Source organism: Mesorhizobium sp. M0001 (genome assembly GCF_040324255.1).
Lineage (GTDB): Bacteria > Pseudomonadota > Alphaproteobacteria > Rhizobiales > Rhizobiaceae > Mesorhizobium.
The window spans coordinates 15229-39948 of sequence record NZ_JAMYVS010000011.1 but is presented as its reverse complement, the minus strand read 5'-3'; the positions used below and the strand labels follow the sequence as shown (position 1 = coordinate 39948).

Sequence of the window (24720 nt, the reverse complement as noted above, 5' to 3'; positions counted from 1 at the left end):
GCATCTCAATTCCAGAAACGGGAGACGATCATGTCGCGCATCGGTATTCATTCCTTCGTCTGGTCGGCGAGTTCGGCGCAAGGCGACCTCGAACGCACGCTGGCCAACACCAGAGAGGCCGGCTTCGACCTGATCGAGTTCTCCTATCTTGACCCGGCCAATGTCGACGTTGGCGGGTTGGCCAGGCGCATCGCCGACCTCAAGCTCGGCGTCGCGATCAGCATCGGCCTGCCGGCCGACGGCGACATTTCGAGTGCCGACAAGGCGGTTGCCGCGCGCGGCGTCGAGATCCTCAACGAGACGATCGCGCTCACCCGCGATCTCGGCGGCCAGAAGATTGGCGGCATCCTCAGCACCAGCCACGGCTTGCAGACGCAGGCGCCGACGCGCGATCAGTGGAACCGCAGCGCGGGGACACTTGCGAAGGTTGCGGAGACGGCCAAGGCCGCCGGCGTCACGCTCAACCTGGAGATCGTCAACCGCTTCGAAAGCAATCTGCTCAACACCGCTTCACAAGGCCTGGCCTTCATCGCGGACACCGGCTCCGACAACATCTTCCTGCATCTCGATACCTTCCACATGAACATCGAGGAGGCCGATGTCGGACTGGCTATCCGCCATGCCGCTGACAAGATCGGCTATGTCCATATCGGCGAGAGCCATCGCGGTTTCCTCGGCACCGGCAATATCGACTTTGCCGCCATCTTCGATGCGCTGACCGCAATCGGCTATAGGGACGACCTCAGCTTTGAATCCTTCTCGTCGAAGATCGTCGACGAGAACCTCTCACGGAAGACCGCGATCTGGCGCAATCTGTGGGCCGACAATATGGAATTGGCCCGGCATGCGCGCGCCTTCATCTCAATCGGGCTGGAGACGGCGCAGCGCAAGGCAGAGCTTGTCGCATCGAGACATCGTCCTTAGCAGGAGCGCGCTGCCAAAGCGCCAATGTTGTCGTTCATCCGGCCCGCGCGTTACGTGCAAGGAATCGACGTCGGAGGCGCTGAGTGTGGCGGAGGCAGTCGAGCGGGGTGACGCTGACGAGAGCTTTCTGATTTTGGCTCACGAAACGCAATAAAATCAACATCTTCATACGCCCTCCGGGGCCATCCGATCTCCATACTGGACGGGGATGACGTTTGACACAGCGCGGCGGAAGGAAGCAGGATGGCTGATAGAGTCGACATCGCATAATGATGTCACTATATAGCGGCGGCTTCGACCGTGTAGCTGTGGCTGTGTACCACGAAGCAGCAGAAAATGTGTTACGCGTTGTGATCCCTATTGTGATACAAATCGGCCGTCGACAGCAGGAAAAGATCGTAAGAACAACAGCATAGAGCCGAAGCCGATCCCGGCCAACGTACCACTCTATCAAACAATCAGAACGTGCTCATTGAACCCTTCCCTTCATTCGGCTCTTCGGACCTCCGACAAGATCAACTTGCCGGGCGAAGCCGACTCGGTTCGAATGGCAGCATGCATCCTTTACCGGGTGCGGACGTTTACGGTTACCAACCGGCATAGCCGCCAGGGAAAAGCAGTATGAGTGAACATGCGATCGAGTTCTTGCGCGGATGGATCGGTGAAAAGGTCCACTGCCAGCACTCGCCGGTAAAGATCGAGAAGCAGGCCGAGACCCTCGCCAAGGAGTGCGCGGCCAAGGCCGCTGAGGTCGGCATTCCGCTGGAAGATATCCAGGAAGAAGTCGGCGACATCCAGGAACTGATCGCATCGCGGCTCGAAGAGGCGGCCGAGGCCGACCAGAGCAACGCGGCCAAGCCGTGACGCAACAGGCCTGGCGCCGCCAGGCCTTGTCCTCTATCCAAATCGATCTTTCAGCCAGGCCTTCGGCAGCGCCGGCACGAAATTGCCGTCGCGTCCGCTCATATCCTCATTGGCGACCATTGCATTGAGGATCGCCTCCTCTACGCCTTGCGCCACCGCATCGAAGAACGGATCGATATCGACGTCCGGGATGTAAGCGACGTTTACGGTTCGTCCCGATGGTGCAAGTGCTGCTTGCGGATTGGCGGTGGTGAAGGCCAGAAAAATGTCGCCCGAACTGTGGTAGCCGAAGCCGCCTGTCATGGCGATGCCGAGCGGCACGCGCTTTGCCAGCCGCTTCATCTGGTGCGGCAGAAATGGCGCATCGGTGGCGACGATGGCGATGATCGAGCCCTTTTCGGCACGCGGCGTGCCTTCGCGCATCGCCGGCTCTACCAGATCAGGCCCGACGCGGGCGCCGCGCAGTGTGAAATTGCGCCGCTTGCCGAAATTCGCCTGCACGAATACGCCGACCGTATGCCTGATGCCCTGCCACTCGACGATGCGCGATGCCGTGCCCGAGCCGGCCTTGAAGCCAAAGGCAATCATGCCGGTGCCGCCGCCGACACTGCCTTCCTCGATCGCTCCACCGGCGGCACCGTCGAGCGCGGCTTCGACATCTTCGAAGCCGACGTGATGACCGTTGATGTCGTTGAGGAAACCATCATAGGTCTCCGCCGCAACCGGCAGGCCCCAGCCGCTGTCGAGCGCCGGCGGCAGCACGCGTTGCATCCAACGCAGCGTGCCGTCGCGGGTAACGCCGCAGGAATGCGTGTTGGTGATCGTGACCGGCAGGTTGAAGGCGCCGACTTCCTCGATAATGTGCGACCCCGTCAACTCGCCATTGCCGTTCTGGCTGAAGACACCGGCAAACACCGGCGTGGCGAGCTCAGCCAACGGCCGCGGCAGGATGGCGGTGACGCCGGTGCGCACCGGCCCCGTGCCAACCTCGAGCAGACCCTCGCCGGAAATCAGCGTCGCATAGCCGACCGATACGCCGGGCACATCGGTGATGGCGTTGAAGCCGCCCGGCGTGCCCTCGAAGGCAATGCCGAAAGCACGGGCGCGCGGCTTGCCCGCCGGCGTTTGAAGATGCGGGTCATGTCCGGTCATGCGGTCCTCTAAAAAAGCGAGCCCTGATTGCCCGGTTCTTTCGGTTTGCTGGCCGTCGGCTTTGCGGCGGGTTTGCTGGCGGGCGGCGTGGCCGCTGGTTTGGCAACGGCCTGCACCCGCTCGGCGTCGCCGGTCGCGACTGCATTTACGATGCCGTCGGCGAACTCCAGCTGCAGGCCAGCGCCCGGCGCCACATCAACTGCCAGTTTGATCACCGCGCCGTCGGCATCCTTGACCAGTGCGAAGCCGCGGGCCAGCACAGCCTTGTGCGACAGCGTTGCCATCAGCCTCTCGGATTGGACGATGCGGCCGCGCAGTCGCTCCAGCCTGAGCAGTACCGCTTGCGTGCCGCGTCTCGTCAAAGCTGTCAGCAGATCCCTCTGCACGGTTTGCCGCCGTGCCGTTGGCTCGATCGTAATGCGGCCTTGCAGCAAAGCCAGTTGCTGCCTGTGCCGTTGCAGGGATGCTTTCGCACATTTTGGCAACTGATCCGCCGCACGATTCAACTCCGCGCGCCGGGCTCTCGCCAATGCGCGCAGCGCCCCTTGGGCGCGCAAAAGGTTGCGGTCGTTGGTGCGTCGCGCCTCGGCAATCCGCCGCGACAGCGTTGCCGGAGTGAGCTTCACGGCGAAGAACCGAGCTTGCTTTCTTTCGGTGGAGACCATCAGCCCCCGGCTAAGCCGGCTGGCCGCCTCGTCCAGCCGCCGTCGCGGCAGCGCCAGCAACTGGTCGGGCGAGGGCAGCGCGCGGGCGGCCGCACGCGAGGCCTGCCGCTTGCGTTCGAAATTGCGCAAGGTAGCTGCTTTGAGCCGTGCGCCAAGACTGGCTAGTGTCGCTTCGAGGTCCGCTTTCACCGGCACCGCGATCTCCGCCGCACCTGTCGGCGTCGGTGCCCGCATGTCGGCGACGAGATCGATCAAGGTCCAGTCGGTCTCGTGGCCGACGGCCGAAATCACCGGGATGCGCGAGGCAGCGACGGCGCGCGCCAGCCCTTCATCGTTGAACCCCCAGAGGTCCTCGAGGCTGCCGCCGCCGCGCGCCACGATCAGAAGGTCGGGCGGCACGATCGCTCCATCCCAGGCCAGCGCGTTGAAGCCGTTGACGGCCGCCGTCACTTCCGCCCCCGCCGTCTCGCCCTGCACTCTCACCGGCCAGACCAGCACATGCAGCGGAAAGCGGTCCTTGATGCGATGGATGATGTCACGGATCACCGATCCGGTCGGCGAGGTGACGACGCCGATGGTGCGCGGCATGAAGGGCAGCCGCCGCTTGCGGCCGGCATCGAACAGCCCTTCGGCCTGCAGTCGCCGCTTGCGCTCTTCCAAAAGCGCCATCAGCGCCCCGGCGCCGGCGGGTTCTAGATTGTCGATGACGATCTGGTAGTTGGATTTGCCGGGATAGGTGGTGAGTTTGCCGGTGGCGATCACCTCCATCCCCTCTTCGGGGCGGAATTTCAGCCGGCTCATCGTGCCTTTCCAGACCACGGCATCGAGCCGCGCGCGGTCGTCCTTCAGGGTGAAATAGGCATGGCCGGAAGAGTGCGGCCCACGATAGCCGGAAATTTCGCCGCGCACCCGCACATGGCCGAAGACATCCTCGACCGTGCGCTTCAGCGCGCCGGAAATCTCGCTCACCGTGTATTCGGTGGCATTGGTTCGTGATTCGGATTCTGCGTCGCTCATCGGCCGATTGAGCGGCTGTTGTCGCTCCGCGTCAAGATTCCATAACTTGATCTTAAGCCTGTCCTGATTGACTCTGGGCCAAGGAGGACGCATGAGCGCCCGCAGACAACGCAGCCCGTTGACGTTCCAGGTCACCCTGACGGTGCTGACGCTTGCCGTTTTTGCACTGGCCATCGTTGTCGGCTTCGGCCTTTACGCCACCATGCAGGCCGACCGGGTCTCGCTCGAGCGGCAGAAGGTTTTCCTGGCCAACGGCCTGCAGGACCAGGTCGCCGCGGTAAAGCGCGAGCAGGAAAGCGTCGCCGTCTGGGATGATTCCGTTATCAACGCCAAGGCCGGCAACCAGACCTGGATGGCAGAGAATCTCAGCGTCTGGATGTCCTCGTATTACGGCCACAACCGGGTCTATGTGCTGGACGACGCCAACCGGCCGGTCCACGCCATGCGCGAAGGCAAGGTCGTGTCGCCTGCCGTCTTTGGCGAGGACGAACCCGCTTTGCGGCCGACCATCGCCAGGTTGCGCCAGATGATGAGCAAGGACGCAAGCCAGGCCGGCGCAAAATTCGTTGCCGACGATCTGGTCTCGCTTGGCGGTCAGCCTGCCATACTCAGCGTCATGCCTCTGGTGCCGAGTTCGGATCGCGTCACCCAGGCATCCGGCAGCGAATATCTGCATGTCTCCATAGAGTTCATCAACGACGCGGTGATCGGCAAGATCGCGCAGAAATATCTTCTGGCGGGGGCGCATCTCCTGCCGATGGCTCAGCCGCTTGGCTCGGCTGCCATTCCGCTTATCGACAAACAGGGTGTCATCCTCGGCTATATTGCCTGGGACCAGGAACGGCCCGGCCTGACGCTGGTGGGCAAGGCCAGCCCGGCCCTAGCTCTGGCCGCGCTGGTTGCGGCGAGCGTGCTCGCCTTTCTGCTCCGGCGTCTGCGCCGTGCGTCATCGGCGCTGCAGACCAGCCAGGCCCAGGCGCAATATCTCGCCTTTCACGACACGCTCACCGGCCTGCCCAACCGGGCACTGTTCGAGGACAGGCTGCGGCGTGCCTTGCTTACCTCCGGCAATGAAAGCAAGGTCGCGCTGCTTTATCTCGATCTAGATCGCTTCAAGCATGTCAACGACACGCTTGGTCACCCGGCAGGCGACGAACTCGTGCGCCAGACGGCGGCCAGGCTTCAGCATACGGTTCGCGACGTCGACACGGTGGCAAGACTGGGTGGCGACGAATTCGCGGTGATCCTGATCGATGTCCGCGACGTAAGGAACGCCGAGGATATTTCCGAGAGGGTGCTGCAGAAACTGCAGGAGCCGTTCAAGCTGATGGACGATCAGGTCTTTATCAGCGCCAGCATCGGCATAGCCTTGTCGACAGGCCCTGATGCCGACGCAGACGATCTGCTGCGCAAGGCCGACATCGCGCTCTACGAAGCCAAGAAGAACGGCCGTGGCCGCTACCAGGTCTTCGCCGGCGACATGGACGACCTTTTGCTGCGCAAGCGCAAGGTCGAGAGCGAGCTGCGCAGCGCGCTGAATGGCGGCACCGGTATCAAGCTCGCCTACCAGCCGGTCTTTGCCAGCGACGGCAAGACCATTGTCGGCGCCGAGGCGCTGATCCGCTGGGCGCATGAGGTCCATGGCGCACTGCCGGCGGCGCAGTTCATCGCCATCGCCGAGGAACGCGGCATGATCGGGCAGCTCGGCGCATGGGCCCTGCTAGAAGCCTGCCGCTTCGCCGTGAAGACCAAACTGCCGTGGCTCGCCGTCAATGTCTCGCCGCTGCAATTGCGCGACGCCGGCTTTGCCGAAGAGGTTGCCTCGATCCTCGCCGAAACCGGACTGGCGCCGAAGCGCCTGCAGCTCGAAATCACCGAAAACGTTCTCCTGGAAAACAACGACACCACCAGAGCGGCTCTGGCAGCCTTGCGCCAGTCGGGCGTCGGCATTGTGCTCGACGATTTCGGCACCGGCTATTCGTCGCTGAGCTATCTGCGCCGCCATGCCATCGACAAGCTGAAGATCGACCGCTCCTTCGTGCGGCTTCTCGACGGCGACGGCAATTCGGGCGCCATCGTCAAGGCGCTGATCGATCTCGCCGGCGCGCTCAAGGTCGAGGTCACCGCCGAGGGCGTAGAGACCGAGGTGCAAAAGGCGCTGCTGGTCGCCATGGGCTGCCAGCAGCTGCAGGGCTACCTCTTGTCGCCGCCGCTGGAGCCGGCGCAATTGGTGGCGCTGCCCGGCCTGTCGTCGGCCAACGCAACGACGGAGGCGGCAGCGTCGGCCTGATCGTTCCTACCAGCCAGGCAGGATCTGGTTCGGCTTGCCCCGCTTCATCTTGGCGAAGGCGAGCGAGGCGAAATCGAAGCTTCCCGTTTCTTCGCCGAGCGGCACGGAAATATTGTCGAGGCTTTCCGAGATGTGCCGGGCCAGAGCGTCGACGATTTCGGGACGCGAGGTCTGGCCGCGCATGATGCCGATGCGGCAGTCGGGCAGGGCGCCAAAACCGTCGGCTTCGCCCAGCACTCGCATGCCGGGCCGCAGCGCGCATTCCGGCAGCACCGAGATCGCCAGCCCCGACAGCACCGCGGCGGTGATGACGGTGGCCGAGAAGCTGGTGAACAGGATTCGATAGTCGCGGTTTTGCCGGTCGAGCACATCGACGGCGGCGCGCCGCCAGATGCAGTTCGGCCGGCCGAAGGCCATCGGCAGCACTTCCTGTTCGTGCGTGGCATGGTTGGCCGAGGTCACCCATAGCAGCGGCTCGCGCCGCACCACTTCCGACTGGCCGCGCGTATCGTTGTGCGTCACCAGCGCAAGATCGAGATTGCCGCGCTTGATATGCTCGACCAAGCCTGGCGTAGGCTCGCAGATGACGGTCAGTTCGACGCGCGGGTTTGACCGTGTGAAGCGTGCCATGATTTCGGGCAGGAACCGGTCGGCATAGTCGTCGGGGGTGCCGATGCGGATGGTGCCTTCGAGCCGCTGGTCATCGAAGGCGGCCAGCGTTTCGCGGTTGAGATAGAGCAGGCGGCGCGCGTAGGAGAGCAGCTTGTCGCCTTCCTCGGTCAGCCTGTTGGTGCGGCCGTCCTTTTCGAACAGCGGCTTGCCGATCCGCTCTTCCAGCCGGCGCATCTGCATCGACACCGCCGATTGTGTGCGCAGCACTTCCTCGGCCGCGCGGGTAAAGCTGCCGGTGTCGGCAATCGAGATGAAGGTCTGCAACTGGTCGAGATCGAGTGGCGCTTTCATCGGTCCAATCCATCACTAGCGTTGATGCTAAAGATTAGAAACATTCGTTGGATTAATCAATCGGTGCGTGGCAAATTCACATTGTCCACATGAAGGCATGTGAATCGAGACCGGAACGGCCGCTGTCCCCAGCGCCGATCGCCTGGTCTTGTCCAGTTCGAGTCTGAAGGAGACCGACATGACCACGTTTGATTTCGCCACCGAGACCTCGCGCATAACCTCGCGTCCGGCCGTTGCGACGCGCGTGGCCAACACCCTTCTCAATGCCTACCAGGCCTGGAAAAATCGCCGGGCCTTCTATCGCCTCGGCGAGATGTCGGACGCCGAACTCGCCGATATCGGCCTGACGCGCGCGGATCTCCATGTCGCCATCGATGTGCCGTTCGGCGCCGATCCGACCGTGAAGCTGCGTGCGATTGCGAGCGATCGTGCCGATACGATCGAAGATCTCGCCCGCCAGATAGCGTGATATCGGGCGCATTGTTTCGGTTGCCGTGAACCTTTCTCAGGCTCGCTGCGACCAACGAGTATAGCAGGCTCCCCACTCCCTGCCGGTTCCCCGCCGGCCAGCCTGCACACTGGCCCGGTCCTCCTCCAGGACCGGGCTTTTCTTTTAAAGCTCCGTCGTCATCGTGCGGTCTGCGCCGCGTCGCTTCGTTCCTTGCTCCGAAGCCGCGAAGGTCAGCGCCCAACTACCGCCAACTACCGCCGGTCCATGTCCCGCTTGAACTGGTCGAAGATCGTTTCCACGCCCTTCTGATAGTCGTCGCGCTGCTGGGCGCCGGTCTCGAACATCTTGCCGAAAATATCGTCGAACGGATTGCGTGGCCTGCCGCTCGGATTGGCCTGCGGTTGCGGCGCCTGGCGCTCCTGCGGTGCCTGTCGCGGCTGGGGTGCTTGCGGCTGCTGCGGCGCCGGCTGCCCACCGGGCAGGCCGAAGCCGCCATCACCGCCTTGCCGCATCATCTCTTCAAAAATCTTGCCCAGCGGGTTGTCGCCGTAAGGGCTCTGCGTCTGTTGCGGCTGTGTTGGCTGCTGCGGCCGGCCCTGCGGTTGCTGTGCCGCGCCACCGCCGAACATATCCTGCAGCACCTTGCCCAGCGGATTGTCGCCATAGGGGTTGGGCGCCTGTTGCGGTTGGCTTTGCGGCTGTTGGGCGCCGCCGCCGAACATGTCCTGCAGCACTTTGCCCAGCGGGTTCTCACCGTAAGGATTGGGTGCTGGCTGCGGCGCAGGCTGTGCCCCGCCGCCCGCCTGCCGCATCATCTGTTCGATGATCTCGCCGAGCGGATTGCTGCCGCCGCCGAAGCCACCGGCGGCCTGCATCTGACCCCCGGTCAACTGGTTTGTCGTCTGCTTGAACAATCCGCCCATCACCATCGAAGCGATGGCCGGCAGCATCTGCTGCAGGATCTGCTGGCTGACGCCGGTCGCCTGCGCGGCCTGGCTGGCCACCGCGCGCGACAGCTCCTTCGAGCCGAACAGATGACCCAGAATGCCATTGCCCTCATTGACGCCTTGCGGTGAGAAAGCCCTGGTCGCGTCCTCGAAGTATTTGGCGTGCTGGCCGCTCGCCATCGCCGTCATGAAGGCGCCGAGCCCATAGGGATCGGCGGTGTTGCGTTGCAGCCCTTGCGAGAAGGCCGGCAGCAGAGCGGCGACAGCCGCCTGCGTCTGCTGCATGGAAAGCCCGTACTGCTGGGCAAGCGCCTGCATGCCGTTGCCGTTCTGCGCCTGCGCCAATATGTCGAACAAGGTAGGCATCGGTTTCTCCTCCCGGAAATCCTCGAGGGAGAACCTAGTTCGTTTCGATGTTCGATTGAAGCGGCTTTTGCCGCTGCTCAAGGCGCCACGCTAATACGCATATTCCATGAACACCGGCTCGATCGAGCCGCCCCAGCGCGTGTGGTAGGCCGACAGCATTTCCTCGGCACTGGTGGTACCGCGCGCCACGACTTCGTCCAGCGTGTTGAGGAACGAGGTCTCGTCATAGCCGTCGCGGTTCTTCCTGCCGCGATTTTTCAGCCCAAGGCGCGAAATGGTCATTACATCGCGGCCGATCTCACGCAGCGTCGTGTTGCGGAACGGCGCGGAAATGCCTTGTTCCGGCACCGCATTGCGCATCGCCAGCGTTTCTTCATAGGTCCAGCTCGAAGTCAGCGCCTCGGCGGCGTCGAGCGCGGCCTCGTCATAGAGCAGCCCGACCCAGAAGGCCGGCAGCGCGCAGATGCGGCGCCACGGCCCGCCATCGGCGCCGCGCATTTCGAGGAAGCGCTTCAGCCTGACGTCAGGGAACAGGGTCGACAGATGGTTCGCCCAGTCGCCCATGGTGGGCAGTCCGTCCGGTACTTCATTGCGGGCAACGCCGGCCATGAACTGGCGGAAGGTGATGTGCGTCATGTCGTGATAGTGGCCGTCGCGGATGACGAAATACATCGGCACGTCGAGCGCCCATTCGACATAGTCGGCAAAGCCGAACTCGGGCGAGAAGCAGAATTCGAGCAGGCCCGAGCGTTGGTTGTCGGTGTCGCGCCAGATGTCGCCGCGCCAGCTCTGCAGCCCGTTCGGCCGGCTGTCGGTGAAGGGCGAGTTGGCAAACAGCGCCGTCGACAGTGGCTGCAGCTTCAGCGACACCTGCATCTTGCGGCGCATGTCGGCTTCGCTTTCGAAGTCGAGGTTCACCTGGATGGTGCAGGTGCGATACATCATGTCGAGACCCTTGGTGCCGACCTTGGGCATGTAGCGGGTCATGATTTCGTAGCGCGATTTCGGCATTTTCGGCGTCTGGGCCAGCGACCATTTCGGGCTGCCGCCGAGGCCGAGAAAGCGGATGCCCATCGGCTCGGCGATCTCGCGGACCTGCGCCAGATGCGCATTGCCCTCGCGACAGGTCTGGTGGATCGTTTCCAGCGGCGCGCCCGACAGCTCGAACTGGCCGCCCGGCTCGAGCGAGATCGCGCCCTGGCCGGTCGGCTCGACCAGGCCGATGATGCGGCCGTCATCGATGATCGGGTCCCAGCCGAGCTTTTGCTGCATGCCTTCGAGGATGGCGCGGATGCCGCGCTCGCCGCCATAGGGCACCGGCGCGTTGCCGTCGACATAGAAGGGGAACTTCTCGTGCTCGGTCCCGATGCGCCACTCGTCGCGCGGCTTGTTGCCTTCGGCCAGATGCTCGACCAGTTCGTCGATGCCTTCGATTGGCCGGAAATCGGTTGTGTCGCGCGCCATGGGGCCCCCTCTGCGGCTCTCGGAGCCCGCCGGCGCTAAATGGACGAAATGTCAGCAGCCGATCAAGCGAAAAATCCTGAGCCACAGGTCAACAGGAATTGATCTTTACGCTTCTTACCAGTCTCCGACCGTCGCCTGCATCACCGCAAGCGCCGCTACAGCTGCTGTGTCAGCGCGCAGGATGCGCGGTCCGAGCGGGATGGCAGTGACGAAGGGGAGCGCCCGCAGCATCTTGCGTTCGTCATCGGAAAAGCCGCCTTCCGGCCCGACCAGCAGCGCCAGCTTCCTCTCAGGTATTGCCTGTAATGCCGGCAGCGGGTTGTTGGTCGAGGCATCCTCGTCGCAGAAGATAAGCCGGCGTTCCTTGTCCCAGCCGGAGAGCAGGCGCTCGAATTTCTCGGCCTCGCGCACTTCCGGCACCGCCAGTATGCCGCATTGCTCGGCCGCCTCGACGACATTGGCGCGCAGCCGGTCGATGGAGGGTTTTGCCACTTGCGTGTGCTGGGTGATCACCGGCTGCAGGATGCCGGCCCCCATCTCGACCGCCTTCTGCACGAGATAGTCGAGCCGGCCCTGTTTCAGCGGCGCGAAGCAATAGATCAGGTCAGGCAGGGGCGGTTGCGGTCTCTGCGAGGCCAGCACCTTCAGCCGCACCGCCCTTTTCGACCTGGTGGCAATCGCCGCCGACCACTCGCCGTCGCGGCCGTTGAAGACCAGGATCTCGGCGCCTTCGCCGAGCCGCAGCACATGCATGAGATAATGGCTCTGCTGCTGGCCGGCATCGAATTCGATGCCCGCCGCGAGGTCGTCCGGCACGAACAGCCGCTGCATCTTGTAATTGGCGCGCATCGCCGAGGAATGGGCGAGGCGGTGCCTGGCGTCAAGTCTCGGCGGAACGATGCCACACCGGTTCAAAACCGTGCCGCAGCACCGAAACGGTCGTGGCCGGTGTGAGCAGGCGCAGCGACCGGCCGGCAAGGCTGTCGAAGGCCGCCGCATCGCCATAGCCTGCGAACGACCAGGGCAGCGCGTTGCCGCCGCGCAGCGCATAGGCCGAGCCGCCATCCGCGATCATCGCTCCGTCCGGCAATTCGGCAAGCTCTCCCATGGTGACATCAGGTGGCTTGCCGCCGGAAGCCAGCCGCTCCTTGTGCAGCCGCTTGTCCACCATTGGCGCGCGCGGTTCGTTTACACCGAAGACTTTGCCGAAACGCCCGACAAAATCCGTGGCTCGCTCACGCCGGCAATAGAAACAGGGACGGTGCCCGGCGGCCAGCGCCGTCACCTCGTCGAGGAAGAACAACTCGGTCCAGCCGGCCCTGCCGCCCGGCCGATTCCTGCCCATCGGCTCGCGCCGCACATTGCGGAATTGGCGGACGCAGATGATCCAGGCCGGCAAGGCCCAACGCTTTTTCAGCAGCGTCTTGGTCTCAGGATCGTGGATGATGCCGCGATTGCCGGTGAACAGGCCGCGCTCGGATATGGCATGGATGGCGCCGAACGGATCGACCCGGTTCTGCAGTGGCATAGCTCTCTCCCGAATACGCATCTTGGCTGCAATGCTGGCGACATGATATCGCTCGTCGCGTCATTTCATGTCAGCAGGGTTTTGCGATGCGGGTGCTGGTGGTCCAGAACTACGACAACACCGGCCTTGGCCAGGTTGGTGCCGCGCTCGCCGAAGCCGGCGCCGATCTCGACCTGCGCCGGCCCTACAAGGGCGATGCGCTGCCGGACGACGCGACCGGACACGATGCCATGGTGATGCTGGGCGGCGGCCAGAATGCGCTGGCCGACGATGACTACCCGTATTTCCCGGTGCTGCTCGAACTGACCCGCGATTTCGCCGCCAAGGATCGCTCGGTTCTCGGTATCTGCCTGGGCAGCCAGTTGGTTGCCCGCTCTTTCGGCGGTGAGAACCAGATCGGCGGCGCCTCGGAATTCGGCTGGCACAAGGTATCGCTGACGCCGGACGCCAGAACCGATCCGGTGCTTGGCGCACTTCCCCAGGATTTCCCCATCTTCGAATGGCACGACGACACTTTCGCGCTGCCGTCAAATGCGGTGCGGCTTGCCGGCAGCGAAATTGCCGAGAACCAGGCGTTCCGTATCGGCCGCGCCGTCTACGGCTTCCAGTTCCATTTCGAGGCCGACCAGCCGATGGTGAGGGACTGGAGCACATCCTTCGCGCCGCTGATTGCCGATCGCCATCCCGACTGGCAGGATCGCCTCGACAGCGAAATGGCACGCAACGGCCCCGAGGCCGACGCCGCGGGCTTGGCCATTGCCCGCGCCTGGGTGGCGACGATCTGAGACTGGCCGCGCGCAGTCAGCAATTCCAGGAAAAGTGTGAAGCGGTTTTCCGTCCGGAATTGCGTCAGATAAAAAGATAGAGCGGTTCGCCGTAGCGGCGAACCGCTCTATCCGTTGCATAATTGGCACGCGGCGGGGAATCTGCCGGGGACAACTTCTTTCGTCCTTGGTTTGTGGCCGAACGCTATCCTACAAGGCGCGCGCTATGCATCGGCAATGCAACCGCGATGAACCTTCTGTGTGATCCGCGCGACACACCGCCGATACAGAATCGACCTACAAACGCGAAATCGTCGAAACTTTGAGACGAATTCTCGGTTTCAACCCATTGGTAACCGCCTCGTGCCCAGATGCAGGAAGCTCAACTAGAGATGACGTCCGTGAAAGCAGCGCTTCTGTCCTTTGTCATGCTGTCTGCCATCGTTTTGTGCGGTCTCGGCATTTATTCCGCCGATGCAGCCAACAACCATCAGGCCGTCGACGGCTACGGCGTCACCGCCGCGCTTCGCTAAAACGCTTTTCCCTGCACAGTCAGGATACGCTTGTCCGCGCCGTCCACGGCGAGCGCGCTGAGCATGCCTGACTGCCAGGCGAGTGTGTCGACATTGACGCGGTTCGGCATCACCTCCGCCTGCGGCACCGGTGTGTGGCCGTGCACGATCACCTTCGGGTAAAGCCCTGGATGGTTGTGGAAGACGTCGCGGATCCAGACCAGATCCTGCGGGCTCTGGCTCGCCAGCGGCACGTCAGGCCTGACGCCGGCATGGCATAAGAAGAAATCACCTGATATCAGTGACAATTGCAGCGACCGCAGGAAGTCGACATGGGCTTGCGGTACAGCATTGACCAGTGCCTGGTGTCCCCGCCGTAACGCCTCGGCCTTGCCGAACCAGCTTGCGTGTCCCGCTAAGTCGACACCATAGGATTGTGCCGTCTGCACGCCGCCATAACGGATGAACAGCCCTTCCGGGTCAGGCTCGTCGAGAAAGTCGAGGAAGCCGATATCGTGGTTGCCGGCGAGCATCAGATGCCGCGGATCGCGTTTCTGTGCCTCGATCAGGAAGTCTATGACGCCCTTGGACTCTGGTCCGCGGTCGACATAGTCGCCGAGGTGGATGACGCGCCAATCGCTGGTCGGCTTGTATTCGAGTTCGCTCTCGATGCGGCGATGCATGGCGGCGAGCAGATCGAGCCGGCCATGCACGTCGCCGATCGCATAGAGGCGCATGCCATCGGGTGCGCGCGCGTCGAGGTAGTGGATGCCGGTCTCGGTCAAGGCGGCTTCGTCTCCGTGATCCAGCGAGGCTAGGGTCTAATCGGTGAACAAGACCCTAGCGCCGCAACTGGTCCTTGCCCATGTCGGTCACCAGCCGCTTGCCGCACAGTGCCAGCGTGATGTCCATCTCCTTGCGGATGATGTCCAGCGCCAGGGTCACGCCTTGCTTGCCCATGGCGCCCAATCCGTACAGGAACGGGCGGCCGATATAGGTGCCCTTGGCGCCGAGGCAAAGCGCCTTCAGCACGTCCTGGCCCGAGCGGATGCCGCCGTCCATATGCACCTCGATCCTGTCGCCGACGGCATCGGCGATCTCTTCCAGCGCCATGATTGACGACGATGCGCCGTCGAGCTGGCGCCCGCCATGGTTGGAAACGATGATGGCGTCGGCGCCGGTCTCGACCGCCATCAGCGCGTCCTCCTTGTCGAGAATGCCTTTCAGGATCAGCTTGCCGCCCCAACGTTCCTTGATCCAGGCGACATCCTTCCACGACAGATGCGGGTCGAACTGCTCCGTCGTCCACGATGCCAGCGAAGCGACGTCGCCGACGCCCTTGGCATGGCCGACAATGTTGCGGAAGGTGCGGCGCTTGGTGCCGGCAATGCCCATCAGCCAGCGTGGCCGCATGGCGATGTTGGCAATGTTGGCCAGCGTCATCTTGGGCGGCGCCGACAGCCCGTTGCGGACATCCTTGTGGCGCTGCCCCAAGATCTGCAGGTCGAGCGTCAACACCAGCGCCGAGCATTTTGCAGCCTTCGCCCTGTCGATCAGGTCGAGCACGAAATCCTTGTCGCGAAGCACGTAGAGCTGGAACCAGAACGGCTTCTTGGTCACCGACGCGACATCCTCGATCGAGCAGATGCTCATCGTCGACAGCGTGAACGGCACGCCGAATTCCTCTGCCGCCTGCGCGGCCAGCATCTCGCCATCGGCATGCTGCATGCCGGTCATTCCAGTTGGGGCAAGCGCCACCGGCATCGCCACTTTCTCGCCGATCATGGTCGATTCCAGCGAGCGGTTGCTCATGTCGACCAGTACGCGCTGACGGAATTTTATCTTCTGGAAGTCCTCTTCGTTGGCGCGGTAGGTGCTTTCGGTCCAGGCGCCGGAATCGGCATAGTCGAAGAACATCTTCGGCACCCGCCGGCGCGCCAGGTCCTTGAGATCGGCAATGGTGAGGATGTCGCTCATGGTGGTTCCTCGTTAGCCAGTCGTCTTGAAGCCGTCGTCGGCGTCGGAGCGCTGCTTAAGCCTGAGCCGCGACACGCGCTGCCAGTCGCCGCTGCGTTCGGCCTCGAGCATCGAGCGCTCGACATAGGAGATATGGTCCATCGCCGCTTGGCGGGCAGCTGAGGGATCGCCGGCCTTCACGGCTTTGTAGATCGCGCCGTGCTGGGCCAGCAGCGCCTCGCGCGCTCCGGGCACGCTGAACACCAGAAGCCGGTTCTGGAACACGCCTTCAGACAGCAGCCGGTAGCAGGAGCGCAGCGTGTGCAAGAGGATGATGTTGTGCGCGCATTCGCACACAGCATGGTGGAACTCGACGTCGATTTCCGCCTCGTCGTCGAAATCGCCGGTGCGGTGCGCCTCGTCCATGCGCGCCACGATGCGGTCGAGCAGCGCAATGTCGTCCGCTGTCGCGCGCCGCGCCGCATATTCGGCCGCAACACCTTCGATCTCGCGGCGGTATTCCAGATAGTCGGTCACCGCCTTGCGGTGCATCGAGATGAGGTCGGTCACCGGCTTGGTGAACAACTGGCCGATGACGTCGGCGACATGGGTGCCGCCGCCGGCCTTGGTGATCAGCAGCCCGCGCCCTTCCAGCGCCTTCAGCGCATCGCGCAGGATCGGCCGCGACACGTCGAACTGGCGCGCCAGCTCGCGCTCGCCCGGCAGCCGGTCGCCGGTGCGCAGCACGCCTTCAAGGATCAGGCTTTCGATCTGCTGCACCACCTCGTCGGCGGTGCGCGAATGCTCGATCCTGGAGAAAATATCGCTCAACGGGGGCCTGGGAAATTGAACCGGCGTCGCGCAAGATAAAGCCAGCGTCGCCAACTGGTCAAATTATTTATCCAATTTGCCCAATCGGGTCGGTCTGCGCGTCGCGCCGGCAGGACCTACGATGCTAGACTTTGGTGTTTACGCGCCTCATGGATTGCCTTTAGAGGACGCCATCACACGAAGGGTCGAGAACAGGGGGACCACCGTGTCGGACGAGACGTCCAACCTCGAATTCCAGCCGCGCGCCCAGGGCAGCGTGATGGGCTTTCCCGCGCATGAGGGACGGCCCGGCGCGATCGGCGAGGTCCATGCCCGGCCGCATCCGCTGATCGAGAAGCCGCGCGTGCTTGTGCAACTCGCCTTCATGACCGAGGGCGGCTCCAGCGTCGACATGGCCGTGCTCTCCGAACTGTCGCGGCGCCTCGGCATCGCGGCGCCCGACCGTCATGCCCGCCACCACGCCATGAAGTGGGGCAAGGGTACGCTGCGCTGGGAGCGGCATACGGAATTCTCGACCTATCTTTGGGAAGGGCCGCTTGCCGAAAGCGGCAGGGCGCAGGAGGATTCTCCTTTCGGCAACGGGTTCTCGCCGCCGGGAACGGTGATCTCAGGCATAAGGCTGGAGATCCGCAAATGGACGCCGGCAAGCGAGAAGCTGATTGCGGCCTTCGACCCGACGAGCCTCTGCTATTCGCTGGTCGAGCGCGGCAATGCGGCCATCGTCACCGATTTCCGCCAGGACGGCGACGGCCTGACCCGCATCCTGGTGCTTGATCGCGGCCTGACGCCGGCGCGGACCGGCGCGCTGTCGCAGCGGCTGATCGACGTCGAGACGTATCGCACGCTTGCCATGCTCGGCCTGCCGCTGGCGCTGACGCTGTCGGGCCGCGCCCGCCGCATCGAGGACCGGCTGGCGCAGACCACGCTGGAAATGAAGGTCGCTGAAACCCGCGACAGCCAGACGCTGCTCGCCGACCTGACCGAGCTTGCCGCTGAACTCGAGGCTGATGCCGCCTCCAGCCTCTATCGCTTCGGCGCCAGCCGCGCCTATGACGGCATCGTTGTCGAGCGGCTGGAAGCGCTGGACGAAGAAGCCGTGCCCGGCTACGACACTTGGGGCGGCTTCCTGCAGCGGCGGGTGGCACCCGCCATGCGCACCTGCCGTTCGGTCGAGGAGCGCCAGGCCAACCTGTCGCGCAAACTAACCCGCGCCACCACGCTGCTGCGCACCTGGGTCGATGTCGAGGTCGAGAAGCAGAACCGCGATCTGCTGGCGTCGATGAACAACCGTGCCCGGCTGCAACTGCGGCTGCAGCAGACGGTGGAAGGCCTGTCGGTGGCGGCAGTGTCCTACTATGTCGTCGGCCTGATCTCCTATCTCGCCAAGGGCGCCTCGATCTTCGGCCATGCCTTTGCACCGGAAGTCGTCACGGCCGTCGCGGTGCCGGTCGCCATCCTGCTGGTCTGGTGGGGCGTGCGGCGAGTCAGGCGGATGCACTCCGAGCCGGCGAAACATCCGGGGGAGTAGGAGCGCACTTTACCCTCCCCCTTGTGGGGAGGGTCGATCCGCATAGCGGATCGGGGTGAGGGTGCTCGTAAAGAGCTTCGTCGCGCGGACCCCCACCCCGCTCACTGCGTTCGCGACCCTCCCCACAAGGGGGAGGGTGAATAGCGGCAGATTGCCGCTGCGGAAGGCTGGCAGTACGCTCTTTGCCCGACGCGGTGTTTGCAACATCCGGATGTAACTGGTAAAAGATTTTTACCAGCCAAGCGGAGGACGCCGCCAATGTCCGGCCTTGTCATGCCCAAGCCAGACGACGCCACGATGCGAAGGCGCGCAGAGATCGTCGCCGATATGCGCATCATCGTGCCGGGCGAGGGCGTCGTCGACGCCACCAACGAAATGCGCGCCTTCGAAAGCGACGGTCTCACCGCCTACCGGCAATTGCCGCTGGTCGTGGTGCTGCCGGAAACGGTGGCGCAGGTGTCGCGGGTGCTGAAATACTGCAACGACCGCAACATCCGTGTCGTGCCGCGCGGCTCCGGCACCTCGCTCTCCGGCGGCGCGTTGCCGCTCGAGGATGCCGTGCTGCTGGTCATGAGCCGCTTCAACCGCATCCTTGCCATCGACTATCCCGATCGCGTCGTCGTCGCTCAGCCCGGCGTCACCAATCTCGGCATCACCACCGCCGTCGAGCAGGAGGGCTTCTACTATGCGCCCGATCCATCCTCCCAGATCGCCTGCTCGATCGGCGGCAATGTCGCTGAAAATTCCGGCGGCGTGCACTGCCTGAAATACGGCCTGACCGCCAACAATGTGCTGGGCATTGAGATGGTGCTGATGAACGGCGAGGTGGTGCGGCTTGGCGGCAATCATCTGGACTCGGAAGGCTATGATCTCCTCGGCGTCATGACGGGGTCCGAAGGCCTGCTCGGCGTCGTCACCGAGGTCACCGTGCGCATCCTGAAAAAGCCAGAGACGGCCCGTGCTCTGCTGATCGGCTTTCCGACCAGCGAGCAGGGCGGCCAATGCGTCGCCGACATCATCGGCGCCGGCATTATCCCTGGCGGCATGGAGATGATGGACCGGCCGGCGATCCATGCCGCGGAAGATTTCGTCCACGCCGGCTATCCCCTTGATGTCGAGGCGCTGCTGATCGTCGAACTCGACGGGCCGGGCGTCGAGGTCGATCACCTGATCGGTCTCGTCGAAGCGATCGCCTACAGGAACGGCTCCACCACATGCCGCGTCTCGCAATCCGAACAGGAGCGGCTGAGCTTCTGGGCCGGTCGCAAGGCGGCCTTCCCGGCGGTCGGCCGCATCTCGCCCGACTATTACTGCATGGATGGCACCATCCCGCGCAAGGAATTGCCGGGTGTGCTCGCCGGCATGCGCGAACTGTCGGAGAAATACGGCCTCGGCGTCGCCAATGTCTTCCACGCCGGCGACGGCAATCTGCATCCGCTGATCCTCTATGACGCCAACGTGCCGGGCGAACTCGACAAGGCGGAAAGTTTTGGCGCCGACATCTTGCGGCTCTGCGTCAAGGTCGGCGGCGTCTTGACCGGCGAGCACGGCGTCGGCGTCGAGAAGCGCGATTTGATGCCGGAGATGTTCAACCAGATCGACCTCGACCAACAAATGCGCGTCAAATGCGCCTTCGATCCCAACCATCTGCTCAACCCGGGAAAAGTGTTCCCGCAACTGCGCCGCTGCGCGGAGCTTGGACGCATGCATGTGCATCGCGGGCAGGTCGCGTTTCCGGATATTCCGAGGTTTTGATGGGGGCGGAATATCTCACGTCGGCGATCCTTCGCGCCCCCCTCTGTCCTGCCGGACATCTCCCCCACAAGGGGGGAGATCACCAGTCATCTCTGCCTTCGCCAATCTTCGACGTTGCTAGAGAGGCGCGGTCGCCAAAGCTGCTAATCTCCCCCCAAGTGGGGGAGATGTCCGGCAGGACAGAGGGGGGCACGAAGGAACTCGACGTCTCTGCACTCGCAAGCGGCGCGTCGCCATGACCACCTTCACTCCCACCTCGTCCACCGAAGTCCTCTCCACCGTCCAATGGGCGGCTGCGGAGGAATCGCCGCTGGAGACCATCGGCCACGGCTCCAAGCGCGGCATCGGTCGGCCATCGCAAACCGAGCACACGCTCGATCTCTCAAAACTCACCGGCGTCACGCTCTACGAGCCGGCCGAACTGGTGCTGTCGGCGAAGGCCGGCACACCGCTTTCCGATATAGAAAGCCTACTCGCCGAAAACGGCCAGCAACTTGCTTTCGAGCCGATGGACTACGGCCCATTGTTCGGCGGCATCAAGGGAAGAGGCACGATCGGCGGTGTGCTTGCCGCGAACCTGTCCGGCCCGCGCCGGCTGAAGGCGGGCGCCGCGCGCGACCACATCCTCGGCATCAACGCCGTTGCCGGCCGCGGCGAGGCTTTCAAGTCCGGCGGCCGCGTCGTCAAGAATGTCACCGGCTACGACCTGTCGAAGCTGATGGCCAACAGCTGGGGGACGCTGGCCGTGTTCACCGACGTCACCTTCAAGGTGTTGCCGGCGGCCGAGACCGAGGTCACGCTTGCCGTGCGTGGCCTGCTCGACGATGCGGCGGCCGCCGCCATGGCGCTGGCGCTCGGCTCCAGCGCCGAAGTGTCGAGCGCCGCGCATCTGCCGGAGCGGATCGCCGCGCGTGTCGCCGACGGCGCGCTCGGCACTGACGCCGCGACGCTGCTGCGCGTCGAAGGGTTCGGCCCTTCGATCGCCTATCGCATCGAGGCACTGAAAACCCTGCTGAAAAATGCCGGCCCGTTGCAGGACATTGCCGGCGAGGCCTCGCATGCCCCTTGGCGTGATATCAGGGATTGCGCTCCCTTCGCCGACGGCAGTGAAAAGCCGGTCTGGCGCGTTTCGATGGCGCCGTCCCAGGCCCACCAGATGGTACTGACGCTGCGCATGCAGATCGGCGTCAGCGCCTTTTACGACTGGCAGGGTGGGCTGGTCTGGCTGCGCATGGAGGAGGGCGATCCCGAGGCCGCCCTGCTGCGCGGGCTGATCAGAAAACATGGCGGCGGCCACGCGACGCTGGTGCGCGCCGCGCCCGCGCATCGCGCCGCCGTGCCGGTGTTCGAGCCACAGGCGCCGCATCTGGCCGCCCTGTCGGCTAGGCTCAAGGCCGAGTTCGATCCCAAGGCCATCCTCAATCCCGGCCGCATGGCCCAGGGCTAACGCGATGCAGACCAATTTCTCCCTTGCCCAGCTCGCCGATCCGCATGTCGCGGAATCGGAGAAGATCCTGCGCAAATGCGTGCATTGCGGCTTCTGCACCGCCACCTGCCCGACCTATGTCACACTCGGCAACGAGCTGGATTCACCGCGCGGGCGCATCTACCTGATCAAGGATATGCTGGAGAACGGCCGTCCCGCCGACAAGGAGATCGTCACCCATATCGACCGCTGCCTGTCCTGCCTCGCCTGCATGACGACCTGCCCGTCGGGCGTCAACTACATGCATCTGGTCGACCATGCCCGCGCCCATATCGAGGAGACTTACAGGCGGCCGCTGCTCGACCGGCTGACCCGCGCCCTGCTGGCCCTAGTGCTGCCTTACCCCGCGCGCTTTCGCGCCGCGCTGAAGCTGGCGAGATTGGGCAAGCCGTTCATCGGCCTGTTCGAAAAGGTCCCAGCCTTGAAGCCGCTCGGTGCTATGCTGAAGCTGGCGCCGGCCTCTATTCCCGCCGCCTCGCCAATGGCCTCTCCTGGCGTCCATGCCGGGCAGGGAGCGAAAAAGGGCCGCGTCGCCATCCTCACCGGCTGCGCCCAATCGGTGCTCGATCCCGCCATCAACGTGACGACGATTGCATTGCTGACCAGGCTCGGCGTCGAGGTCGTGGTGCCTGAGGGCGAGGCCTGCTGCGGCGCGCTGGTCCATCATATGGGCCGCGAGGCAGCAGCCCTTGCCTCGGCCCGGCAGAATGTCGATGCCTGGACACGCGCCATCGACCAGGGTGGGCTCGATGCCATCGTCATCACCGCGTCCGGCTGCGGCACCACCATCAAGGACTATGGCTTCATGCTGCGCCTCGATCCGGCCTATGCCGACAAGGCTGCAAAGGTCTCGGCGCTGGCCAGGGACATCACCGAATATCTCGCAAGCCTCGACCTGCCGGAGCCGGTGCGCAAGCCCGGCACGGTCGTTGCCTACCACTCCGCCTGTTCGATGCAGCACGGCCAGAAGATCACCCGCCAGCCGAAGGAGTTGCTGGCCAAGGCCGGCTTCGTCGTGCGCGAGCCGCGCGAGGGCCATCTGTGCTGCGGCTCGGCCGGCACCTACAACATCCTGCAGCCGGAGATTTCGGAGAAGCTGCGCGACCGAAAGGTGAAAAACATCGAGGCCACCGGCGCGGAGATCGTTGCCACAGGCAATATCGGCTGCATCACCCAGATCGCTTCGGCTGCAAAGCTGCCGGTGGTGCACACGATCAAGCTGCTCGACTGGGCCTATGGTGGTCCGAAGCCGGAGGGCGTCTCCGAAGGAAACCTGGTCGCCGCCGAGTAAGCAGCTATTCCGCTGCCAGCCGGTCCACCACGCCATACGTCGCCTGGTAGCGCGCGCGCTGGCGGCTGAGCGCGACCATTGTGTTGCGCAAGAGGATCGCCACAGTGATCGGGCCGACGCCGCCCGGCACCGGCGTGATCCAGGACGCGACTTCCTTCACGCTCTCGGTGTCGACGTCGCCGACGATGCGGCTCGTGCCGTCCGGGCCGATCTCGGAATTGATGCCGATGTCGATGACGGCCGCACCGGGCTTCACCATGTCGGCCTTGATCAGCCGCGGCTTGCCGACGGCGACGAACAGCGCATCGGCGCGGCGCGCATGTGCCGCCACCGAGCGCGTCATGTGATGGCACACCGTCACCGTCGCGCCTTCGCTCATCAGCAGGAAGGCAATCGGCTTGCCGACGATCTCGGAATGGCCGACGACGACGACTTCGAGCCCCTTGAGGTCGAGGCCGGTTTCCTTGAGCAGCTCGACCGAGGCCGCAGCCGTGCAAGGCGCGAGGTCGAGCTGATTGTAGACGATATTGCCGATCGACGCCGGATGCATGCCCTCGACGTCCTTCAGTGGATGCACCGCCGCTTGCAGCGTCTTGATCGGGATATGCGCCGGCACCGGCCGCTGGATGATGATGCCGGTGACGCGCGGGTCGGCGTTCAGGCCGTGGATCGCCGCCTCGAGTTCGCCGGCGCTGATGTCGGCGGGGAACCGCCGCTCCTCGAAACCGATGCCGGCAAGGGCGGCCTTGGCGCGCTGGTTGCGCACATAGACATCTACGGCAGCGGTATCGCCGACGGTGATCGACACCAGCTTGGGCGGAAAACCTTCGGCGGTAGCGATGGCGGCATCCTCGCGCACGGATGCCATGATGCGCTGGGCGACCGGGCCGCCCCGGAGATAACGGCTATCGTCTGGCGGAGACATGGCTGGACCTTTGCAGCGGAGTTTGGCGCAGGGGAGTTTGGCCGTCCCTATAGCAGGGGAAATGCGGCAAGGCAGCGTGAAAGCGAACCGTCATCCCCCTGGCGCGACGTTCTGGCGCAGCCTGGCTCAGCTATAGCCGCAAAGAGAAAGGGCAGCGCGGTTTCCCGGGCTGCCCTTTCCTGACTGGCCGCATCCCCACACGGCCCGTCCCCCGCAAACTCTTCCCGATCCTGAAGGTCTAACCTTCTGGATCAGATGATTCGGTAGCCGATTATATCACGACCACGGTCGTTCCAACATTGACCCTCTCGTAAAGGTCAACCACGTCCTCGTTGCGCATGCGGATGCAGCCGGAAGACACCGAGCCGCCGATGGTCCATGGCTGGTTGGTGCCGTGGATGCGGTATTCCGTCGTGCCGAGATAGAGCGCGCGGGCGCCAAGCGGGTTTTCCTCGCCGCCGGCCAGATAGGTCGGGAGGTAGCGGCCCTTGGCGGCCTCGCGCTTGATCATCTCCGCTGGCGGGCGCCAGTCCGGCCAGACGCGCTTGTTGGTGATCTTGTGCGTGCCAGACCATTCGAAGCCAGGCTTGCCTGTGCCGACGCCATAGCGCCGCGCCTTGCCGTTCTTCTCGACCAGGAACAGGAAGTTCTGCGTCGTATCGATGACGATCGTGCCCGGCTTCTGCGGGCCGTCATAGGCGACTTCCTGCGGCAGGTAGAGCGGATTGATCTGCGGCCGCATCACCACGCGCTTGGCCGGCGCCTGCACGGAAGCAGTGCGCACCCGATCGGGTCGCGCCGGCTGCGCATAGCGAAGTCGCGGCTGCTGGACCACCTGTCGGCTCTGCCGCACGATGCCGGGCGCGCGGCCAAGCTGCAGCACCCAGGGCGCGGAAAGGTCGGGGCTCACCATCACCGGCGGCCTGTCGGCATAGCGGTCGTTGGCGGCAGACGAGGTGACGCCGGCGGCCAGAATGGCCACGGCGCCGAGCACGGAACGCAAAAAGATCTTCATCGGAACGCACCTTGATCGTCGAACGG

Annotated in this window: 22 protein-coding genes; 10 read left to right on the top strand and 12 right to left on the bottom strand. The window is 64.2% G+C overall.

What is annotated here, in order from left to right; all coding sequences use genetic code 11:
* Positions 1-30 precede the first annotated feature (30 nt).
* Entirely contained in the window at positions 31-924 is an 894-nt protein-coding gene (locus NKK50_RS24970) for a sugar phosphate isomerase/epimerase family protein (protein ID WP_023681847.1), read from the top strand.
* A gap of 621 nt (positions 925-1545) precedes the next feature.
* Positions 1546-1788, top strand: a complete 243-nt coding sequence (locus tag NKK50_RS24965) for a DUF768 domain-containing protein (RefSeq protein ID WP_023670565.1) — start codon at positions 1546-1548, stop codon at positions 1786-1788.
* A gap of 33 nt (positions 1789-1821) precedes the next feature.
* Here the strand turns inward: NKK50_RS24965 and NKK50_RS24960 are convergent, their stop codons facing one another.
* Both NKK50_RS24960 and xseA read right to left on the bottom strand, forming a co-directional pair.
* Positions 1822-2940: a DmpA family aminopeptidase gene (locus NKK50_RS24960; protein ID WP_352543985.1), complete on the bottom strand. Its 1119-nt coding sequence runs from the start codon at positions 2938-2940 to the stop codon at positions 1822-1824.
* Between the two features lie 8 nt (positions 2941-2948).
* Positions 2949-4622 (bottom strand): exodeoxyribonuclease VII large subunit, encoded by a 1674-nt coding sequence (gene xseA / locus NKK50_RS24955; protein ID WP_023735728.1) that lies wholly within the window; start codon positions 4620-4622, stop codon positions 2949-2951.
* 91 nt (positions 4623-4713) lie between these two features.
* Here xseA and NKK50_RS24950 point away from each other — a divergent pair, with 91 nt between their 5' ends.
* Positions 4714-6912: a bifunctional diguanylate cyclase/phosphodiesterase gene (locus tag NKK50_RS24950; protein WP_023750647.1), complete on the top strand. Its 2199-nt coding sequence runs from the start codon at positions 4714-4716 to the stop codon at positions 6910-6912.
* 6 nt (positions 6913-6918) lie between these two features.
* Here the strand turns inward: NKK50_RS24950 and NKK50_RS24945 are convergent, their stop codons facing one another.
* Positions 6919-7875 (bottom strand): LysR substrate-binding domain-containing protein, encoded by a 957-nt coding sequence (locus NKK50_RS24945; protein ID WP_023692356.1) that lies wholly within the window; start codon positions 7873-7875, stop codon positions 6919-6921.
* A 178-nt stretch (positions 7876-8053) separates the two neighbouring features.
* Between NKK50_RS24945 and NKK50_RS24940 the strand changes: the two genes are divergently transcribed.
* A complete protein-coding gene (locus NKK50_RS24940; protein WP_023670560.1) occupies positions 8054-8344 on the top strand; it encodes a DUF1127 domain-containing protein in 291 nt (96 codons plus the stop codon).
* A gap of 233 nt (positions 8345-8577) precedes the next feature.
* Here the strand turns inward: NKK50_RS24940 and NKK50_RS24935 are convergent, their stop codons facing one another.
* The 4 genes from NKK50_RS24935 to NKK50_RS24920 all read right to left on the bottom strand — a co-directional run bounded on the left by NKK50_RS24935 (position 8578) and on the right by NKK50_RS24920 (position 12631).
* On the bottom strand, positions 8578-9639 hold the full coding sequence (locus tag NKK50_RS24935) for a DUF937 domain-containing protein (protein ID WP_352543984.1): 1062 nt from the start codon (positions 9637-9639) through the stop codon (positions 8578-8580).
* A gap of 90 nt (positions 9640-9729) precedes the next feature.
* The gene (locus NKK50_RS24930) at positions 9730-11103 is read right to left on the bottom strand and encodes a glutamate--cysteine ligase (protein ID WP_352543983.1); all 1374 of its coding nucleotides are present in this window, start codon (positions 11101-11103) and stop codon (positions 9730-9732) included.
* A gap of 114 nt (positions 11104-11217) precedes the next feature.
* Positions 11218-11952, bottom strand: a complete 735-nt coding sequence (locus tag NKK50_RS24925) for a 16S rRNA (uracil(1498)-N(3))-methyltransferase (RefSeq protein WP_023704473.1) — start codon at positions 11950-11952, stop codon at positions 11218-11220.
* 31 nt (positions 11953-11983) lie between these two features.
* Positions 11984-12631: a hypothetical protein gene (locus NKK50_RS24920; RefSeq protein ID WP_023681839.1), complete on the bottom strand. Its 648-nt coding sequence runs from the start codon at positions 12629-12631 to the stop codon at positions 11984-11986.
* A gap of 86 nt (positions 12632-12717) precedes the next feature.
* Here NKK50_RS24920 and NKK50_RS24915 point away from each other — a divergent pair, with 86 nt between their 5' ends.
* Positions 12718-13416 (top strand): type 1 glutamine amidotransferase, encoded by a 699-nt coding sequence (locus NKK50_RS24915; RefSeq protein WP_023681838.1) that lies wholly within the window; start codon positions 12718-12720, stop codon positions 13414-13416.
* A gap of 371 nt (positions 13417-13787) precedes the next feature.
* Positions 13788-13928, top strand: a complete 141-nt coding sequence (locus tag NKK50_RS24910) for a hypothetical protein (protein WP_006206855.1) — start codon at positions 13788-13790, stop codon at positions 13926-13928.
* On the opposite strand, the gene NKK50_RS24905 is transcribed toward NKK50_RS24910, so the two are convergent.
* From NKK50_RS24905 to NKK50_RS24895, 3 genes are read right to left on the bottom strand one after another with little or no spacing between them, the layout of a single operon-like run.
* A complete protein-coding gene (locus NKK50_RS24905; protein WP_023681837.1) occupies positions 13925-14692 on the bottom strand; it encodes a metallophosphoesterase family protein in 768 nt (255 codons plus the stop codon). The genes NKK50_RS24910 and NKK50_RS24905 overlap by 4 nt on opposite strands.
* A gap of 55 nt (positions 14693-14747) precedes the next feature.
* The gene (locus NKK50_RS24900; protein WP_023681836.1) at positions 14748-15884 is read right to left on the bottom strand and encodes an alpha-hydroxy acid oxidase; all 1137 of its coding nucleotides are present in this window, start codon (positions 15882-15884) and stop codon (positions 14748-14750) included.
* A gap of 12 nt (positions 15885-15896) precedes the next feature.
* Positions 15897-16694, bottom strand: a complete 798-nt coding sequence (locus NKK50_RS24895) for an FCD domain-containing protein (RefSeq protein WP_023692349.1) — start codon at positions 16692-16694, stop codon at positions 15897-15899.
* Positions 16695-16899: 205 nt separating this feature from the next.
* Here NKK50_RS24895 and NKK50_RS24890 point away from each other — a divergent pair, with 205 nt between their 5' ends.
* The 4 genes from NKK50_RS24890 (at position 16900) to glcF (ending at position 22754) form a co-directional block, all read left to right on the top strand.
* Complete coding sequence (locus NKK50_RS24890) at positions 16900-18222, top strand: DUF3422 family protein (RefSeq protein WP_023727715.1); 1323 nt, start codon at positions 16900-16902, stop codon at positions 18220-18222.
* 258 nt (positions 18223-18480) lie between these two features.
* Positions 18481-19977, top strand: coding sequence for an FAD-linked oxidase C-terminal domain-containing protein (locus NKK50_RS24885; RefSeq protein WP_023686828.1), 1497 nt, complete (start codon positions 18481-18483; stop codon positions 19975-19977).
* 235 nt (positions 19978-20212) lie between these two features.
* Positions 20213-21424: an FAD-binding protein gene (locus tag NKK50_RS24880; RefSeq protein ID WP_352543982.1), complete on the top strand. Its 1212-nt coding sequence runs from the start codon at positions 20213-20215 to the stop codon at positions 21422-21424.
* Positions 21425-21428: 4 nt separating this feature from the next.
* Positions 21429-22754 carry a glycolate oxidase subunit GlcF gene (glcF, locus tag NKK50_RS24875; RefSeq protein WP_023745707.1) on the top strand — a complete coding sequence of 442 codons (1326 nt, stop codon included), beginning with the start codon at positions 21429-21431 and terminating at the stop codon, positions 22752-22754.
* A 4-nt stretch (positions 22755-22758) separates the two neighbouring features.
* Here the strand turns inward: glcF and NKK50_RS24870 are convergent, their stop codons facing one another.
* A complete protein-coding gene (locus NKK50_RS24870; RefSeq protein ID WP_023670547.1) occupies positions 22759-23679 on the bottom strand; it encodes a bifunctional 5,10-methylenetetrahydrofolate dehydrogenase/5,10-methenyltetrahydrofolate cyclohydrolase in 921 nt (306 codons plus the stop codon).
* Positions 23680-23950: 271 nt separating this feature from the next.
* On the bottom strand, positions 23951-24694 hold the full coding sequence (locus tag NKK50_RS24865; protein ID WP_023686831.1) for a L,D-transpeptidase: 744 nt from the start codon (positions 24692-24694) through the stop codon (positions 23951-23953).
* Between the last annotated feature and the right edge of the window lie 26 nt (positions 24695-24720).

Coding starts and splice junctions, on each gene's coding strand:
- NKK50_RS24910 (WP_006206855.1), top strand. CDS start 13,788: ATGACGTCCGTGAAAGCAGCGCTTCTGTCCTTTGTCATGCTGTCTGCC.
- NKK50_RS24870 (WP_023670547.1), bottom strand. CDS start 23,679: ATGTCTCCGCCAGACGATAGCCGTTATCTCCGGGGCGGCCCGGTCGCC.
- NKK50_RS24885 (WP_023686828.1), top strand. CDS start 18,481: ATGTCCGGCCTTGTCATGCCCAAGCCAGACGACGCCACGATGCGAAGG.
- NKK50_RS24865 (WP_023686831.1), bottom strand. CDS start 24,694: ATGAAGATCTTTTTGCGTTCCGTGCTCGGCGCCGTGGCCATTCTGGCC.
- NKK50_RS24965 (WP_023670565.1), top strand. CDS start 1,546: ATGAGTGAACATGCGATCGAGTTCTTGCGCGGATGGATCGGTGAAAAG.
- NKK50_RS24950 (WP_023750647.1), top strand. CDS start 4,714: ATGAGCGCCCGCAGACAACGCAGCCCGTTGACGTTCCAGGTCACCCTG.
- NKK50_RS24970 (WP_023681847.1), top strand. CDS start 31: ATGTCGCGCATCGGTATTCATTCCTTCGTCTGGTCGGCGAGTTCGGCG.
- NKK50_RS24935 (WP_352543984.1), bottom strand. CDS start 9,639: ATGCCTACCTTGTTCGACATATTGGCGCAGGCGCAGAACGGCAACGGC.
- NKK50_RS24900 (WP_023681836.1), bottom strand. CDS start 15,884: ATGAGCGACATCCTCACCATTGCCGATCTCAAGGACCTGGCGCGCCGG.
- NKK50_RS24915 (WP_023681838.1), top strand. CDS start 12,718: ATGCGGGTGCTGGTGGTCCAGAACTACGACAACACCGGCCTTGGCCAG.
- NKK50_RS24960 (WP_352543985.1), bottom strand. CDS start 2,940: ATGACCGGACATGACCCGCATCTTCAAACGCCGGCGGGCAAGCCGCGC.
- NKK50_RS24930 (WP_352543983.1), bottom strand. CDS start 11,103: ATGGCGCGCGACACAACCGATTTCCGGCCAATCGAAGGCATCGACGAA.
- xseA (WP_023735728.1), bottom strand. CDS start 4,622: ATGAGCGACGCAGAATCCGAATCACGAACCAATGCCACCGAATACACG.
- NKK50_RS24940 (WP_023670560.1), top strand. CDS start 8,054: ATGACCACGTTTGATTTCGCCACCGAGACCTCGCGCATAACCTCGCGT.
- NKK50_RS24920 (WP_023681839.1), bottom strand. CDS start 12,631: ATGCCACTGCAGAACCGGGTCGATCCGTTCGGCGCCATCCATGCCATA.
- NKK50_RS24880 (WP_352543982.1), top strand. CDS start 20,213: ATGACCACCTTCACTCCCACCTCGTCCACCGAAGTCCTCTCCACCGTC.
- glcF (WP_023745707.1), top strand. CDS start 21,429: ATGCAGACCAATTTCTCCCTTGCCCAGCTCGCCGATCCGCATGTCGCG.
- NKK50_RS24945 (WP_023692356.1), bottom strand. CDS start 7,875: ATGAAAGCGCCACTCGATCTCGACCAGTTGCAGACCTTCATCTCGATT.
- NKK50_RS24925 (WP_023704473.1), bottom strand. CDS start 11,952: ATGCGCGCCAATTACAAGATGCAGCGGCTGTTCGTGCCGGACGACCTC.